Below are 15,335 nucleotides of genomic sequence, written 5' to 3' on the forward strand. Positions count from 1 at the left end.
ACTCTGATGTCAGAGATCAAACACAGTCAACTACTTATTCTTGGCTCAGGCCCCGCCGGCTACACAGCTGCAGTCTACGCTGCCAGGGCCAATTTAAAACCTGTATTGATTACCGGTATGCAGCAAGGCGGCCAGCTCACCACCACCACTGAAGTAGAAAACTGGCCAGGAGATCCACACGGCCTGACTGGCCCTGCTTTGATGGATCGCATGAAAGAACATGCAGAAACCTTTGATACTGAAATTGTTTTTGATCATATTCACACCGTGAATCTGACACAGCGCCCCTTTACCCTGCAAGGTGATAACGGCACATACAGTTGCGATGCACTGATCATTTGCACCGGAGCATCCGCCAAGTATCTCGGATTGGAGTCTGAGCAAGCTTTTAGTGGACGAGGTGTTTCTGCTTGCGCTACCTGCGATGGTTTCTTTTACCGCAACCAGAAAGTGGTGGTAGTAGGTGGTGGTAATACTGCGGTTGAAGAAGCCCTGTATTTATCCAACATCGCTGCTGAAGTACATCTGGTACACCGGCGTGACAGCTTTCGTTCAGAGAAAATTCTGATCGACCGTTTAATGAAAAAAGTAGAAAGTGGCAACATTATTTTGCACCTGCATCGTGAACTGGATGAAGTGTTGGGCGATGATATGGGTGTCACTGGTGTGCGGTTAAAATCCACCAAGGGTGAAGCACCAGAACAACTGGATGTGCAGGGTGTGTTTATTGCCATCGGCCATAAGCCCAACACCGATATTTTTGCCGGCCAGTTGGAGATGCACAATGGCTACTTAAAAGTGCAATCCGGCACCGAGGGCAATGCCACCCAAACCAGCATTGAAGGGGTTTTTGCCGCAGGTGACGTGATGGATCATATCTATCGTCAGGCCATTACCTCTGCGGGTAGCGGCTGCATGGCAGCGCTGGATGCAGAGCGCTATCTGGACGCATTAAAGTAACCTGGTGGCTTTGTGGCGGTGTTCCTGCCTGAACTTACACAACAGCTTAGTTTTCCACCACTAAGCCAGGCCTTGCATGAGCCAGACGGCTTATTGGCCATGGGGGGGGATTTATCCCCCGCCCGTTTGCTCGCAGCCTATCACCAAGGTATCTTCCCCTGGTTCTGCCAGGGCGATCCCATTCTGTGGTGGAGCCCCTCCGTGCGGGCGCTGTTTGAACCCAATCAATTGCAGTTAAACCGCACCTTGCGCAAGCAGTGCCGCCGCATGGGCTACCAGTTCAGTGTAAACCAGGCGTTTCAACGCGTTGTCGCAGGCTGTGCAGCTCCCCGGGCCAGACAAAGTGATACCTGGATAGTGCCGCAAATGCAGCAAGCTTATTATCAACTGCATCTGCAGGGACATGCTCACAGCATTGAAGTCTGGCAACAGGATAGCCTGGTCGGTGGTCTTTATGGTGTTTGCATAGGGCAACTGTTTTGTGGTGAATCGATGTTTAACCGGCAACCTGGTACCGCCCGTTTGGCATTGATTGCATTGCAACAACAGCTGCAACAGCATGACGGGGGCTGGATTGATTGCCAGCTACCCAATGACTACCTTAATAGCCTGGGCGTGCTGCATATGCCCCGGGCTCATTACCTGCGATTGTTGCAACCCTTAGCTACAGGCTCCATTCACCCTGCTTGCTGGCAGGTACAGCCTTTGCAGTTGCGAACCGATGACTGAGCTGACCTTTGGTTTGACTGCACCAGAGCGTTGCAGCTATCTGCCAGGGCAACAAGAGCAGGTAGTATTTTTATTGCCTGACCATCCGATAGATGCCCAATTATACCAACAGCTACTGCAACATAACTTCCGCCGCTCTGGCAATGATGTGTACCGGCCGCACTGCCCTGCTTGCCAGCAATGCCAATCGGTTCGACTCACTGTCAGTAACTTTGCACCAAACCGGCGTCAGCGGCGTATCCTGCAACGGGCAAAGCGGGCACACTTTCATACCAGGCTGGTTGCTCCATCGTCAAACTATTACCCGCTGTACCAGCGTTATATTAATGCCAGGCATGCCGATGGAGCCATGTATCCACCTAGCCCGGAGCAACTCGACTCTTTATTGCACTGCAATTGGCTCCCTGTCAAAGTTCTGGAGATTTATCATCAGCAGCAACTGATCGCCGTAACCGTCGTTGATGTGCTGGACAAGGCCCTTTCCGCCGTCTATACCTTTTATCACCCGGATTATCAGCACTACTCTCCCGGTGTGCTGGCAATACTTGGCTTGATTGAGCAAGCACAACAGAAACAAAAAGCTTATCTGTATCTCGGCTATTACGTTGCCGACTGTGCTAAAATGGCCTACAAAGCAGAATTTCAGCCACAACAACGCTTTTCTGCTGAAAAGTGGCAGACAATTGCTTAAAAAAGCCAGTCTTGCTTTACAAGGCTGCTGGATTTCGGCACAATCTGCGCTGTTTTAATTTTCACACTATCAGAGGCGAGTACGCTGAATGGCGAAAGAAGATGTAATTGAAATGCAAGGCACCATTTTAGATACCTTGCCAAACACTATGTTTAAAGTTGAGCTGGAGAATGGCCATGTGGTCATAGCTCATATTTCCGGCAAAATGCGCAAGCACTACATTCGGATCCTGACTGGCGACAAAGTCACTGTTGAACTGACACCTTACGATCTGAGCAAAGGCCGTATCGTATTCCGCCAGCGCTAAAACCGTTTTTTCAGCGGTAGCTGACAACAAAAAACCCGCACTGCGGGTTTTTTGTGTGCTTAGGATTAAGCAGGTTCTGCCTCTTCCTGAAACTGGAAGCTTAGCTTATCTTCCAGTAGTTCTACCCGAACATCTCCGCCTTGTAGCAAGCGACCAAACAGAATTTCGTTGGCCAGCGGCTTTTTAAGCTGCTCCTGAATTAACCGGGCCATAGGACGGGCACCCATAGCACGATCGTAGCCTTTTTCTGCCAACCAGGCTCTGGCCTCGGCCGATAGCTCCAACGACACTTGCTTTTTATCCAACTGTGCTTGCAACTCACAAATAAACTTATCCACGACCTGCAGAATAATGGTTGTGGTTAAGTGCTCGAACCAGATAATGCTATCCAACCGGTTACGAAACTCCGGGGTAAAAGTCCGGTTTATTTCGGCCATCGCATCATGGCTGTGATCCTGTTGCTGGAAGCCAATGGATTTCCGAACTGTTTCCTGCACCCCCGCATTGGTGGTCATGACCAGTACCACATTCCGGAAGTCGATTTTACGGCCATTGTTATCAGTTAAAGTGCCGTGATCCATCACTTGCAGCAGAATATTGTAAATATCACTGTGCGCTTTTTCAATTTCATCCAGCAACACCACCGCGTAAGGATGTTTCGAGACCGCGTCGGTCAACAAGCCCCCCTGCTCAAAACCAACATAACCAGGAGGAGCACCAATTAAGCGACTAATAGCGTGACGCTCGACGTACTCTGACATATCAAAGCGTAACAACTCTACCCCCATCACCCGGGCCAGTTGCTTGGTGACTTCGGTTTTACCCACACCAGTCGGACCTGCAAACAAAAAGCTGCCGATCGGCTTTTCTTCACTGCCAAGCCCAGAGCGAGACAAGCGAATAGCAGCCGTCAAAGCGTCAATTGCTGCATCCTGGCCAAATACAACCAGCTTCAGGTTTCGGTCGAGGTTGCTCAGCACATCACGATCCGAAGCAGACACAGACTTTTCCGGAATACGGGCCATTTTGGCGATCACATGCTCGATATCCGGTACATTGATCACTTTTTTACGCCGCGACTCTGGCAACAAGCGCTGACTGGCACCGGCCTCATCTATGACATCAATGGCTTTATCTGGTAGATGGCGCTCATTGATGTATTTTGCCGATAACTCCGCAGCTGCACGCAATGCTTTTTGGGTATAGCGGACACTGTGATGCTTTTCGTAACGCTCTTTCAATCCTTGCAAAATACGAGTGGTATCTTCCACACTTGGCTCTGTAACATCAATTTTCTGAAAGCGACGCACCAAAGCGGTGTCTTTTTCAAAGATGTTTTTGAACTCCTGATACGTGGTAGAACCAATGCAGCGCAACCGGCCACTGGACAACAATGGTTTGATCAGGTTTGAAGCATCCATTACTCCGCCAGAGGCAGCCCCGGCACCAATCACCGTATGGATTTCATCAATAAACAGAATGGCGCCTTCTTCTTTCTCCAGCTCTTTTAGCAAGGACTTCAGGCGTTTTTCAAAATCGCCACGGTATTTGGTGCCAGCCAGCAAGGCCCCCATATCCAAAGAATAAATAGTGCCATTTTCTATCACTTCAGGGACTTGCTTGTTCACAATGCGAAAAGCCAGACCTTCAGCGATGGCTGTTTTGCCGACCCCCGCTTCGCCAACCAACAGTGGGTTGTTTTTCTTTCGGCGGCACAGCACCTGAATAGCACGCTCTAATTCGGCGTCCCGCCCTATCAGCGGATCAATCTGGCCCAGCCTGGCCAGTGCATTTAAGTTGGCAGTATAATTATCCAGCGAGCGGGCCTCTTCGGCAGGGGCTTCTGCTAAATCATCCTGACTGCTTTCTTCGTGTTGCTCTAACTTTTCTGTTTTAATGACACCATGAGAGATGTAATTCACCACATCCAGCCTGCTGATATCGACTTTTTTCAGTAAATACACAGCCTGCGATTCTTGCTCACTAAAAATAGCCACCAGCACATTGGCACCTGTTACTTCGGTTTTCCCTGATGATTGCACATGGAAAACAGCCCGTTGCAGTACTCGCTGAAAGCCAAGGGTTGGCTGGGTATCACGTTCAGCATCCCCTTCAGGCAGCAATGGTGTTGTCGAATCAATAAAGGTAGCCAATTCAAGGCGCAGTTTTTCAATATTAGCGCCACAGGATTTCAGTGCATCCCCGGCAGCAGGGTTATCCAACAATGCCAGCAGCAAATGCTCTACAGTCATGTACTCATGGCGACGTTCTCTGGCAAAACGAAATGCCAGATTTAGTGTCAACTCGAGATCTTTATTCAACATAGATGTACTCCTGACTGCATCTTAGGTTGGTGCTTATGCTGTTACCTTAAGTTAAGCTCGTTCCATCGAACAAAGCAATGGATGTTCGTGGGATTTTGCATATTCGGTCACCTGCAGCACTTTGGTTTCTGCAATTTCGGCGGTAAAAACCCCACAGGTGGCACTGCCTTTGTGGTGGACCTGTAACATCACCTCACTCGCTTGCTCGTATTGCATATTGAAAAAGCGGATCAGCACATCAATCACAAAATCCATTGGGGTGTAATCATCGTTGTGCAGAATTACCCGGTACATAGCCGGTGGCTCTACTTTTTGTCTGGTTAACTGCTCCAGACCTTCGTGTTCTATACCTAGCTCTTTAAACCAACTCATAGACTATTGCCATACCTTCCAAGTTTAAGCCCTTTGTAGATTAACATTTCGTAAAAAACTGGAGATTTAATTGCAAAAAACTTGACTGTTTGCGCGAATTATCTACATTAAGTACTAGGGTAACCTATTTGCCCTGAAATTATTATACCTGCACACAGAATTTAGCTCACTCAAAGAAGGATGTAAGTAGTATGGCTACCGGTAAAGTAAAATGGTTCAACAATGCCAAAGGCTTTGGATTTATCCGGGAAGATGGCAGAGATGAAGACATTTTTGCGCACTACTCCACCATTTCGATGGATGGTTACCGTACCCTGAAAGCCGGGCAGGATGTCCAGTTTGATTTGGCGGAAGGCCCTAAAGGGCTGCACGCCGTCAATATCGTACTGCCTGGAGAGGAAAAGTCCGACATCTGAACACCGTTCAGCAGCGACTTTCCTGTACAAACAAACAGGCACTGCATGCAGTGCCTGGGTTTTTATTGCTTATTTTTGCCCTTAGTCAGCCAAGGCGCAACCAAACCAACCGCGAGGCCACAACATCCATGTTATGGCCGGGGCTATTTTCATTGCCTTACAGGCTGCTTAGTGCCTGATTAAAGGTTGCGCTTGGGCGCATCACTTTGCTGGCCAGCTCTGCGGATGGGCGATAGTAGCCCCCCAGATCAACAGCGATTCCCTGCACCTCATTTAGCTCACGCACTATCTGCGCTTCATTGGCAGTCAGTTGCTCTGCCAGCTTACTGAAGCGCTGTTGCAGCTCACTGTCTTTGCTTTGTGCGGCCAGAGCCTCTGCCCAGTAAAGTGCCAGATAGAAATGGCTGCCGCGGTTGTCCAACTCTTTGACCTTACGTGAAGGTGATTTGTTGGTATCCAGAAACTTGGCGGTTGCCTGATCCAGCGTATCCGCCAGCACCTGTGCACGGGCATTGTCGGTTACCTGGCTTAAGTGCTCCAGTGACGCGGCCAATGCCAGGAACTCGCCCAGGGAATCCCAGCGCAAGTGGTTTTCCGCTTCAAGTTGCTGCACATGCTTGGGTGCAGAGCCACCAGCACCGGTTTCAAATAAACCACCGCCATTCATCAATGGCACAATGGACAACATCTTGGCACTGGTACCAAGCTCAAGGATTGGGAACAAATCAGTCAGGTAATCACGCAAGACGTTGCCGGTAACCGAAATGGTGTCCTGACCTGCTTTGACCCGTTGCAGGGTAAAACGGGTTGCATCCACCGGAGCCATAATGTGCAGCTCCAAACCATCGGTATCATGCTCTTGCAGATAGCTTTCCACCTTCGCAATCAGCTCGCTGTCATGAGCACGCTCGCTATCCAACCAGAATACCGCCGGGGTATTGCTCAAACGGGCACGGTTCACCGCCAGCTTGACCCAATCCCGAATTGGAGCGTCTTTTACCTGGCACATGCGCCAGATATCACCTTGCTCTACCTTATGTTCAAACACCACTTCGCCAGCTTTGTTCACAACCTGAACAGTACCATCGGCTGGAATTTCAAACGTTTTGTCATGTGAGCCATATTCTTCTGCTTTTTGCGCCATCAGGCCAACATTTGGCACTGTGCCCATGCTGGACGGATCAAAAGCACCATGCTCTTTACAAAAGGCGATGGTTTCCTGATAGACACCTGCGTAGCAACGATCCGGGATCAGCGCCTTGGTATCTTTTAACTTGCCATCCGGTCCCCACATTTGGCCAGACTCACGGATCATCGCCGGCATGGAGGCGTCAATAATGATGTCGCTCGGTACGTGCAAGTTGGTAATTCCTTTATCAGAATTAACCATAGCCAGCGCTGGTTGCTGCTGATAGACAGCTTGAATATCGGCTTCAATTTCTGCCCGTTTGGCATCGTCTAACCGGGCAATTTTTGCAACTACATCACCAAATCCATTGCTGGGGTCCACATCCAGTTGTTTGAAGGTGTCGGCGTGTTTGGCAAACAGAGCCTGGAAATAAACACGGACGGCATGGCCAAACATAATGGGATCGGATACTTTCATCATGGTGGCTTTTAAGTGCAGCGACAACAACACATCTTCCGCTTTAGCTGCCGCTGTTTCTTTTTCGAAAAAAGTACACAATGCGCTTTTGCTCATTACAGCCGCATCGACTACTTCGCCGGCCTGTACTGGCACACTGGCTTTCAGTACTTGCTGCTGTCCATTGCTATTGAGCAGGATCTGCAAATCATCGGCAGCCGCAAAAGTAGTGGATTGCTCTGAACCAAAAAAATCACCATCTTGCATATGAGCGACATGCGACTTGGATTCTTTGCTCCAGACACCCATTTTATGGGGGTGTTTTTTCGCGTAGTTTTTCACCGATGCCGGTGCACGACGATCAGAGTTGCCTTCACGCAGCACAGGGTTCACTGCACTGCCTTTGATTTTGTCGTAACGGGCTTTGATGTCTTTCTCTTGTTCAGTCTTTGGCTCAGCCGGGTAATCTGGCAGTGCATACCCCTGCTGTTGCAACTCTTTAATGGCAGCGTTTAATTGCGGGACCGAGGCACTAATATTCGGCAACTTAATAATGTTAGCTGCCGGCGTTTTCGCCAGTTCACCCAGCTCAGCCAGTGCATCGGACTGGCGCTGCTCTGCCGTTAAAAACTCCGGGAAATTGGCAATAATCCGGCCAGATAATGAGATGTCGCGTGTTTCAACTGAAACCCCGGCTGCTTTGGTAAAAGCCTGGATAATTGGCAATAAGGAGTAGGTCGCCAGCGCTGGCGCTTCATCGGTTTCAGTGTAGATAATTTTTGAGTTTTCAGTCGACATAATGATTCCTATTGAAATGGCTTCCCCATGATAAGGGCCCGGAATTGCAGTGTGTTCCCTCAGGCCCGGCGTTGTTTTAAACACAAAGCCCTGCGTACTGCAAGCACTAACAACCTGACAGCATGCTACCTATCCGGCTGCAGCTGGCAGCATGCACCACACACTCAGCTGCAGCCGGATAGGTAGAAAAACGCCGGGATTATAACAGCTCCCCTAAGCCACGCCTAGTAAGCGCAAAAAAAGCAGCTGACAGTTTCAAACCTGAACCAAATGGTTTTTTATGCTAGCCTGTCAGCCATCGCAACCGCTTTTTGTACACAGAACCCTACAGTGAAGCCGAAAAAACACAATCCGACCAAGGTCGAACCTTACCGATTGATCGCTTTAAACAAACCCTATCAAGTGCTTTGTCAGTTTACCGATCAAAGCCCAAAGCAACGGCAAACGCTGAAAGACTTCATCCCCTATCCGGATCTGTATGCAGCTGGCCGTCTGGATTACGACAGCGAAGGCTTGTTGTTATTAACCAATCATGGCCCCCTGCAACACCGCATCGCCAACCCCCAACACAAACTGGAAAAAACCTATTGGGTACAGCTCGAAGGCAGTATCACAGCAGAAGCTCTGCAGCTACTGGAACAGGGCGTTGAGCTGAATGACGGCCCAACCAGGCCCGCCAAAGCCAGACTGCTTAGCAGTCCAGAGGTCTGGCCACGGCAGCCACCGATCCGACAACGTAAACAGATCCCCACCAGTTGGCTTGAGCTCACCATTACCGAAGGTCGTAACCGTCAGGTACGGCGTATGACTGCCGCCGTTGGCTTCCCTACTTTACGTCTTATTCGGGTAGCGATAGGTGATTGGCACTTGCAGAACCTGGCCCCCGGGGAGCACCGTGAGCTGAGTATCCCGGCCGGCTTCCTTGGCAAAACCACAGTGTCGGACCAGTCCTATCCGGCAAAACCCCGGCGCTTTTCGGGTGTGAAGGGCAAAAAATAATGGTATAATCCGGCCCAATTTTTTCCGAGTTGTAAGGGCCTCATGTCAGCTTCCACGCCAAAGAAAGTCATCGTCGGCATGTCCGGCGGTGTGGATTCATCCGTTTCCGCCTATTTGCTGTTGCAGCAAGGCTACCAGGTCGAAGGCCTGTTTATGAAAAACTGGGAAGAAGACGACAACGATGAATACTGTGCTGCTGCTGAAGATATGGCGGATGCGCAGCAGGTTTGCGACCAACTGGGCATTAAACTGCATAAAGTGAATTTTGCCGCCGAGTACTGGGACCAGGTGTTTGAGTACTTCCTGGCTGAATACAAAGCAGGCCGTACCCCCAACCCGGATATCATGTGCAACAAGGAAATTAAATTTAAAGCATTCCTTGAGTTTGCTGCAGAGGCGCTGCAGGCGGATTACATTGCAACCGGCCATTATGTCCGCCGCCGCAGGCTCAATAACCAATGGCAATTACTGCGTGGCCTCGATCAAAACAAAGATCAGAGCTATTTTTTGTACACCCTAGGGGAAGAGCATATCGCGCAAACCCTGTTCCCGGTTGGTGAGCTGGAAAAGCATGAAGTACGAACCATTGCTGAGCAGCAAGGCTTTATTACCCACGACAAAAAAGACAGCACCGGCATTTGCTTTATTGGTGAACGCAAGTTCAAAGATTTTTTGCAGCAGTATCTGCCAGCCCAACCCGGTGATATCGTCACGCCAGAGGGTGACGTCATAGGCCGGCACGAAGGTCTGATGTACCACACGCTAGGCCAGCGCAAAGGGCTTGGCATCGGTGGCCTGAAAAACAGTGGCGACGATCCCTGGTACGTAGCAGGAAAAGACTTAACCAATAATCGCCTGCTGGTGGTTCAGGGCGCAGAGCATCCAAGCCTGTTTGCAAAAGGCCTGATAGCCAGCCAATTGCACTGGGTAGATCGTACCGGTCCCACGCAAGTACTGCGCTGTACTGTAAAAACCCGCTACCGCCAGCACGACATTCCTTGTACCCTTACCCCATTAGCCAATGGCTCCATGGCTGTCGAATTCGATAGCCCACAAAAAGCCGTAACACCTGGCCAGTCGGCGGTCTTTTATCTGGATGAAGTCTGTCTTGGTGGTGGCATTATTGATAAGGCACTGAATTAACCTATGCAAGCAAGTTTTTCTACCCAAGTAATGGCCCTGGCGGCCTTGTGCCAGGCACTCAGTTTGGTGAAAGCTGTCGCCAAAACCAAAGAAGTCGATCCAACCGAGCTGGAGTTGATGCTGAACAGTGTCGCCATACTGGATGCCGATACCCCCCTGGATATTTATGGCGGCGAGCAAAGGCATTTGCGCAGCGGCTATCAAGTGTTGCTGCAACAACTGGGGGATAACCCGAACAAAGATGTTGAAATTACCCGTTATGTGGTCGCTGTGCTGGCACTGGAGCGACGCCTGGCAAAAAGCGGCTCCAATATGGCAGCCCTTGGCAAACGCTTGCAGCAGTTGGCACGCCAACTGGAGCATTTCAGCATTACCGATGATACCTTATTGGCAAACATGGCGGATATTTACATTGAATGCATTAGCACCCTTGGTACACGCATTCAGGTGGCAGGCCAGCCTGAGCTGCTCAAGCAAACTCAGGTGCAACATAAGGTACGCGCTTTGCTGTTAGCAGCAGTTCGTGCTGCTGTGCTATGGCGACAGGCTGGAGGCAGCCGTTGGCACCTGCTGTTTAAACGCAAGCATTTGGTCCAAGAGGCGCGTAAAGCGTTGCAAGACTAACCGAATTTTATTTTTAGCTTTAGAGGAAGCACCATGGAACTGAACGCACTGACCGCTTTATCGCCGGTGGATGGCCGTTATGGCAGTAAAACCACGGAACTACGCGACTTTTTCAGCGAGTTTGGCCTGATCAAATACCGGGTTACTGTGGAAGTGCGCTGGTTGCAGCAGATGGCCAGCATTGCTGGTATCTCTGAAGTACCAGCTCTAAGCAACCAGGCCAATGCCGTGCTGGACGCTATAGTGGCAGATTTCAGCCTGGCCGATGCTGCACGGGTCAAAGAGATAGAGCGCACCACCAACCACGATGTGAAAGCGGTGGAATACTTACTCAAAGAAAAGGTCGCAGCCAATAGCGAACTGCATGCCGTGACGGAGTTTATTCACTTTGCCTGTACCTCGGAAGACATCAACAATTTATCGCATGGCCTGATGCTTAAAGATGCCCGCGAACAAGTGATCCTGCCCTACTGCGATCAGTTGCTAAATGCCATCCGCCAATTGGCTGTCGATTACAAAAGCATCCCCATGATGGCACGTACCCATGGCCAACCAGCATCCCCCACGACCATGGGCAAAGAAATGGCCAACGTTTATATGCGACTCAAGCGGCAACGTGATCAAATTGCCGCTATTAGCCTGCTGGGTAAATTTAATGGTGCCGTTGGTAATTACAATGCCCATTTGTCGGCTTACCCAAAGCTTGACTGGCACCAGATTTCCGAGCAGTTTGTTACCAGTCTGGGCTTAAGCTGGAACCCCTATACCACCCAGATTGAACCGCACGATTACATCGCCGAGTTGTTTGATGCCATCGCCCGCTTTAATACAATCCTGATCGACTTTGATCGTGATATCTGGGGCTACATTGCACTGGGCCATTTCAAACAAAAAACAGTCGCCGGTGAAATTGGCTCATCCACCATGCCGCATAAAGTAAACCCGATAGACTTCGAAAACTCGGAAGGCAACCTTGGGCTGGCCAATGCAATTTTTGATCACTTGGCTGCCAAATTACCCGTTTCCCGCTGGCAGCGTGATCTGACCGACTCCACGGTATTGCGCAACCTGGGTGTTGGCATCGGCTACAGCCTGATTGCTTATCAGGCAACTTTAAAAGGCATCAGCAAACTGGAAGTCAACGAGGCCAGCCTGCTGGCCGAACTGGATGCCAACTGGGAACTACTGGCCGAGCCGGTTCAAACCGTGATGCGTAAGTTTGGCATTGAAAAGCCTTATGAAAAACTAAAAGAGCTCACCCGCGGTAAGCGGATAACTCCGGCAGATTTACATGCTTTTATTGAGCAATTAGACATGCCGGCAGAAGGCAAAGCCATGATGCAGCAGTTTACCCCTGCAGGTTACATTGGGGACGCCATCGCCCTGGTTGATCGCTTGCCTTAATGGCTTTGGAGCAAAGATTATGTACAGCTTACACCTCGGCACGCTCAGCGTTGAACAATTTTTGGCCGAATATTGGCAGCAAAAACCACTGCTTATCAAGGGCGGTTTTGCCAACTTTCAGGATCCTATTTCAGCCGATGAACTGGCTGGGCTGGCTTTGGATGAGCAGGTCGATGGCCGTCTGATCCAAAAAGAGGGTAACCAGTGGCTGCTGGATGAGGGCCCTTTTGACAGCTTTGATAAATACGGTGAACAAAACTGGACCTTATTGGTGCAAGCCGTCGATTACTGGCAACCGGATGCTGCCAGACTGCTGGAGCCCTTTCGGTTTATTCCCAACTGGCGGATTGACGACCTGATGGTCAGTTTCTCTGTGCCCGGAGGTGGTGTTGGCCCACACCTGGACCAGTACGATGTGTTTATCATTCAGGGAACAGGTAAACGACGCTGGCGCGTTGGCATGCCCGATGCCAGTCTGGAGCAATTCTGCCCTCACCCACGTCTGTTGCAGGTCAGTGATTTTACCGCCTGTATCGACGAAGTGATGGAGCCTGGTGATATTCTCTACATTCCACCAGGCTGTCCGCACGATGGTATCTCGCTTGAGCCCAGCCTGAATTACTCGGTTGGTTTTCGCGCTCCGGCACAAAAGGATCTGGTAGGCGGCCTGGCCGATTACCTGCTCGACTTTCAAATGGAAGGAAAGCGCTTCAATGATCCTGGCAGGTTGCGCTGCCAGTCACCGGGTGAAATCAGTAGCCGCGATCTGGCACAGGTAAGGCAACTAATGCAGCAACTGCTGGCAGATGATGATTTGCTAAGCCACTGGTTTGGCAGCTATATCAGCCAAGCCAAGCGCGAACTGGATCTGCAAGAGCCAGAGCCGCATTATCAGCTTGAAGAAATTGCCGAGTATTTGACAGAAGGCTCAGTGCTTGGCCGTCTTGGTGGCTTGCGCTGCTGTTACCAGCAAACCGATGCCGATGCGGATGTGCAGTTATTTATTAACGGTGATCGCTTCCCTTTGCCACCCAGTGAGCTCGATAGTGCCCGCTTGCTCACCGATCAGATCCAATTAAACGAACAGCAAAGCCGACACTTCAGTCAGACCCCTGAGCGCTTGGCCTTTATCACCCAATTGATCAATCAAGGTTATTGGTATTTTGTGGAATAAGGCTTGATGACATAGCCAGCTGACAGTGGCTATGTCATGTTATCTTTACACTGTTTCCGATGGTTGATTCTGCCAAATGGCATCATTGTCAAACAGCTCATACAGGCTATGTGCCCGGCTAATCAAGAGTTCCGCGAAATCGAGTTGCGTTTTATCGCCCTGATTAGCATTCAATATCTGCTGCGCTTTTAGTTGCCAATGCAATGAAAAGGCACGAATGGCGTCTTTTGCATCAGCCGCCGCACTAAGTGCCATATGATCCGTTGGCAAATCTCCGGTCAACACCCAGTACTCTTTGCGATCCTGGCTTTTTATCCGCCATACCGCGATCAGTGGCACTAAATAACGTGAATCTTGCACCACCACCTGATCAGGAAGGATGCCTTTGGCAGCCAGATACTCATTGCCTTTTTGGAATTGCTTGCGCACCCACTCACTTTGTTGCTGCTCTGTTAGTTGTTCATTCATGCTTACTATCTACTTCATTAAACCATGAGGCTACTCTATGCCAGCTCCAACCGACAATCAAGTCTGTTTGGGCTTGTTCATGATTGTCGACAATTAGCCAGGTCCGAGCAGTCAATAAATCTGTCAGCTACTGGCGAAACCCGGTCTGAAATGATACATTGCGCAGCGCAAAATACGGTCTGTTCAGCCTTATTAGGCTGTACGGACCCATTACTTTTATGCCAGCGGAGAGTCAAAGTGGCCGTATTCAATCACACAGAGTTTGATCAGCACGAACAAGTTGTCTTTTGCAGTGATCAGGAAACCGGTTTAAAAGCCATTATTGCGGTTCACAGCACCGCTCTGGGACCAGCAGTGGGTGGTTGTCGTTTATGGAACTACGCCAATGACGAAGAAGCCATTCGTGATGTACTGCGTTTATCGAAAGGCATGACTTACAAAAATGCCATGGCTGGCCTGCCGATCGGTGGTGGCAAGTCCGTTATCATCGGCGATGCCAAAACCATTAAATCCGAAGCCCTGTTCCGCGCTTTTGGCCGCCACCTGCACCGGTTGGGCGGTAGCTATTACAGTGCCGAAGATGTCAATATCACCACTGGCGATATCATGATGGTGAATAAGGAAACCCCTTATGTAGCAGGACTGGAAGGCAAAAGTGGCAATCCAGGGCCTTTCACCGCCATCGGTACTTACCAGGGCATTCGTGCTGCTGCCAAACATCAATTTGGGGTGGATTCCCTGAAAGGTCTGAAAGTAGCTATTCAGGGCCTTGGCAGTGTTGGCTTTTATCTGTGCGAGCATCTGCATAAAGAAGGTGCAGAACTTTTCGTCACCGATATCAACCCACAAGCAGTTGAGCGCGCTGTGCAGCAATTTGGGGCCACTGCAGTGGCTCTGGATGAAATCTATGCCCAGGATGTCGACATTTACGCCCCTTGTGCCTTAGGTGCTACCCTCAATGATGACACCATTCCACAACTGAATGCCAAAGTAGTGGCCGGTTGCGCCAACAACCAGCTGCAACAAGCCCGTCATGGCGACATGTTGCGCGAACGCGGTATTCTGTACGCACCGGATTATGTCATCAACGCTGGTGGCATCATCAATGTGTACATGGAAATGCGGCCGGAAGGTTACAATGCCGATGACGCTACCGCTAAGGTAAAGCAAATTTACGATACCCTACTGCAAATTTTCCAACGCGCCGACAGCGAGCAAAAATCTACCCACCTGGTCGCCGATATTATGGCCCAGGAGATTATTGCTAAAGGCCGTTAATCTTTGTGTTAGCACTAAAAAAAGGACCCTAGGGTCCTTTTCAGATTACTGACAAACCCCGGT

At 50.1% G+C, this 15,335-nt stretch carries 15 protein-coding genes; 11 read left to right on the forward strand and 4 right to left on the reverse strand.

Going from position 1 to position 15,335, the window contains the following annotated elements:
- The first annotated feature begins 6 nt into the window (after positions 1 to 6).
- The 4 genes from trxB to infA all read left to right on the forward strand — a co-directional run bounded on the left by trxB (position 7) and on the right by infA (position 2,687).
- Entirely contained in the window at positions 7 to 960 is a 954-nt protein-coding gene (trxB, locus tag QWF21_RS17310; protein ID WP_330089310.1) for a thioredoxin-disulfide reductase, read from the forward strand.
- Positions 961 to 972: 12 nt separating this feature from the next.
- The gene (gene aat, locus QWF21_RS17315; RefSeq protein WP_330089311.1) at positions 973 to 1,689 is read left to right on the forward strand and encodes a leucyl/phenylalanyl-tRNA--protein transferase; all 717 of its coding nucleotides are present in this window, start codon (positions 973 to 975) and stop codon (positions 1,687 to 1,689) included.
- The gene (locus QWF21_RS17320; RefSeq protein WP_330089312.1) at positions 1,682 to 2,380 is read left to right on the forward strand and encodes an arginyltransferase; all 699 of its coding nucleotides are present in this window, start codon (positions 1,682 to 1,684) and stop codon (positions 2,378 to 2,380) included. The genes aat and QWF21_RS17320 overlap by 8 nt, the downstream gene beginning before the upstream one ends.
- A gap of 88 nt (positions 2,381 to 2,468) precedes the next feature.
- A complete protein-coding gene (infA, locus tag QWF21_RS17325) occupies positions 2,469 to 2,687 on the forward strand; it encodes a translation initiation factor IF-1 (protein ID WP_091341339.1) in 219 nt (72 codons plus the stop codon).
- Positions 2,688 to 2,752: 65 nt separating this feature from the next.
- On the opposite strand, the gene clpA is transcribed toward infA, so the two are convergent.
- Positions 2,753 to 5,011: an ATP-dependent Clp protease ATP-binding subunit ClpA gene (gene clpA, locus QWF21_RS17330; RefSeq protein ID WP_330089313.1), complete on the reverse strand. Its 2,259-nt coding sequence runs from the start codon at positions 5,009 to 5,011 to the stop codon at positions 2,753 to 2,755.
- Between the two features lie 51 nt (positions 5,012 to 5,062).
- Entirely contained in the window at positions 5,063 to 5,383 is a 321-nt protein-coding gene (clpS, locus tag QWF21_RS17335) for an ATP-dependent Clp protease adapter ClpS (RefSeq protein WP_330089314.1), read from the reverse strand.
- 191 nt (positions 5,384 to 5,574) lie between these two features.
- On the opposite strand from clpS, the gene cspD reads away from it, so the two are divergent.
- Entirely contained in the window at positions 5,575 to 5,799 is a 225-nt protein-coding gene (gene cspD / locus QWF21_RS17340) for a cold shock domain-containing protein CspD (protein ID WP_330089315.1), read from the forward strand.
- A gap of 157 nt (positions 5,800 to 5,956) precedes the next feature.
- On the opposite strand, the gene QWF21_RS17345 is transcribed toward cspD, so the two are convergent.
- Positions 5,957 to 8,182 carry an NADP-dependent isocitrate dehydrogenase gene (locus tag QWF21_RS17345; protein WP_330089316.1) on the reverse strand — a complete coding sequence of 742 codons (2,226 nt, stop codon included), beginning with the start codon at positions 8,180 to 8,182 and terminating at the stop codon, positions 5,957 to 5,959.
- A 330-nt stretch (positions 8,183 to 8,512) separates the two neighbouring features.
- On the opposite strand from QWF21_RS17345, the gene QWF21_RS17350 reads away from it, so the two are divergent.
- Genes QWF21_RS17350 through QWF21_RS17370 form a run of 5 tightly spaced genes read left to right on the forward strand, consistent with a single transcriptional unit; the run spans position 8,513 to position 13,526 of the window.
- Positions 8,513 to 9,181, forward strand: a complete 669-nt coding sequence (locus tag QWF21_RS17350; protein ID WP_330089317.1) for a pseudouridine synthase — start codon at positions 8,513 to 8,515, stop codon at positions 9,179 to 9,181.
- 42 nt (positions 9,182 to 9,223) lie between these two features.
- Positions 9,224 to 10,324, forward strand: a complete 1,101-nt coding sequence (gene mnmA, locus QWF21_RS17355; protein ID WP_330089318.1) for a tRNA 2-thiouridine(34) synthase MnmA — start codon at positions 9,224 to 9,226, stop codon at positions 10,322 to 10,324.
- A gap of 3 nt (positions 10,325 to 10,327) precedes the next feature.
- On the forward strand, positions 10,328 to 10,948 hold the full coding sequence (gene hflD, locus QWF21_RS17360; protein WP_330089319.1) for a high frequency lysogenization protein HflD: 621 nt from the start codon (positions 10,328 to 10,330) through the stop codon (positions 10,946 to 10,948).
- Positions 10,949 to 10,981: 33 nt separating this feature from the next.
- Positions 10,982 to 12,352 carry an adenylosuccinate lyase gene (purB, locus tag QWF21_RS17365; protein WP_330089320.1) on the forward strand — a complete coding sequence of 457 codons (1,371 nt, stop codon included), beginning with the start codon at positions 10,982 to 10,984 and terminating at the stop codon, positions 12,350 to 12,352.
- A 19-nt stretch (positions 12,353 to 12,371) separates the two neighbouring features.
- A complete protein-coding gene (locus QWF21_RS17370; protein ID WP_330089321.1) occupies positions 12,372 to 13,526 on the forward strand; it encodes a ribosomal protein uL16 3-hydroxylase in 1,155 nt (384 codons plus the stop codon).
- Between the two features lie 45 nt (positions 13,527 to 13,571).
- Here the strand turns inward: QWF21_RS17370 and QWF21_RS17375 are convergent, their stop codons facing one another.
- Positions 13,572 to 13,994 (reverse strand): DUF4826 family protein, encoded by a 423-nt coding sequence (locus QWF21_RS17375; protein WP_330089322.1) that lies wholly within the window; start codon positions 13,992 to 13,994, stop codon positions 13,572 to 13,574.
- 237 nt (positions 13,995 to 14,231) lie between these two features.
- Here QWF21_RS17375 and QWF21_RS17380 point away from each other — a divergent pair, with 237 nt between their 5' ends.
- The gene (locus QWF21_RS17380; protein WP_330089323.1) at positions 14,232 to 15,272 is read left to right on the forward strand and encodes a Leu/Phe/Val dehydrogenase; all 1,041 of its coding nucleotides are present in this window, start codon (positions 14,232 to 14,234) and stop codon (positions 15,270 to 15,272) included.
- Positions 15,273 to 15,335: the final 63 nt, after the last annotated feature.

Source organism: Alkalimonas mucilaginosa (genome assembly GCF_036327005.1).
GTDB lineage: Bacteria > Pseudomonadota > Gammaproteobacteria > Enterobacterales > Alteromonadaceae > Alkalimonas > Alkalimonas mucilaginosa.

Bases quoted from the DNA above. Each gene is read 5' to 3' on its own strand.
- QWF21_RS17370 (WP_330089321.1), top strand. From the start codon at position 12,372: ATGTACAGCTTACACCTCGGCACGCTCAGCGTTGAACAATTTTTGGCC.
- purB (WP_330089320.1), top strand. From the start codon at position 10,982: ATGGAACTGAACGCACTGACCGCTTTATCGCCGGTGGATGGCCGTTAT.
- hflD (WP_330089319.1), top strand. From the start codon at position 10,328: ATGCAAGCAAGTTTTTCTACCCAAGTAATGGCCCTGGCGGCCTTGTGC.
- infA (WP_091341339.1), top strand. From the start codon at position 2,469: ATGGCGAAAGAAGATGTAATTGAAATGCAAGGCACCATTTTAGATACC.
- QWF21_RS17320 (WP_330089312.1), top strand. From the start codon at position 1,682: ATGACTGAGCTGACCTTTGGTTTGACTGCACCAGAGCGTTGCAGCTAT.
- mnmA (WP_330089318.1), top strand. From the start codon at position 9,224: ATGTCAGCTTCCACGCCAAAGAAAGTCATCGTCGGCATGTCCGGCGGT.
- clpA (WP_330089313.1), bottom strand. From the start codon at position 5,011: ATGTTGAATAAAGATCTCGAGTTGACACTAAATCTGGCATTTCGTTTT.
- QWF21_RS17375 (WP_330089322.1), bottom strand. From the start codon at position 13,994: ATGAATGAACAACTAACAGAGCAGCAACAAAGTGAGTGGGTGCGCAAG.
- clpS (WP_330089314.1), bottom strand. From the start codon at position 5,383: ATGAGTTGGTTTAAAGAGCTAGGTATAGAACACGAAGGTCTGGAGCAG.
- trxB (WP_330089310.1), top strand. From the start codon at position 7: ATGTCAGAGATCAAACACAGTCAACTACTTATTCTTGGCTCAGGCCCC.
- cspD (WP_330089315.1), top strand. From the start codon at position 5,575: ATGGCTACCGGTAAAGTAAAATGGTTCAACAATGCCAAAGGCTTTGGA.
- QWF21_RS17345 (WP_330089316.1), bottom strand. From the start codon at position 8,182: ATGTCGACTGAAAACTCAAAAATTATCTACACTGAAACCGATGAAGCG.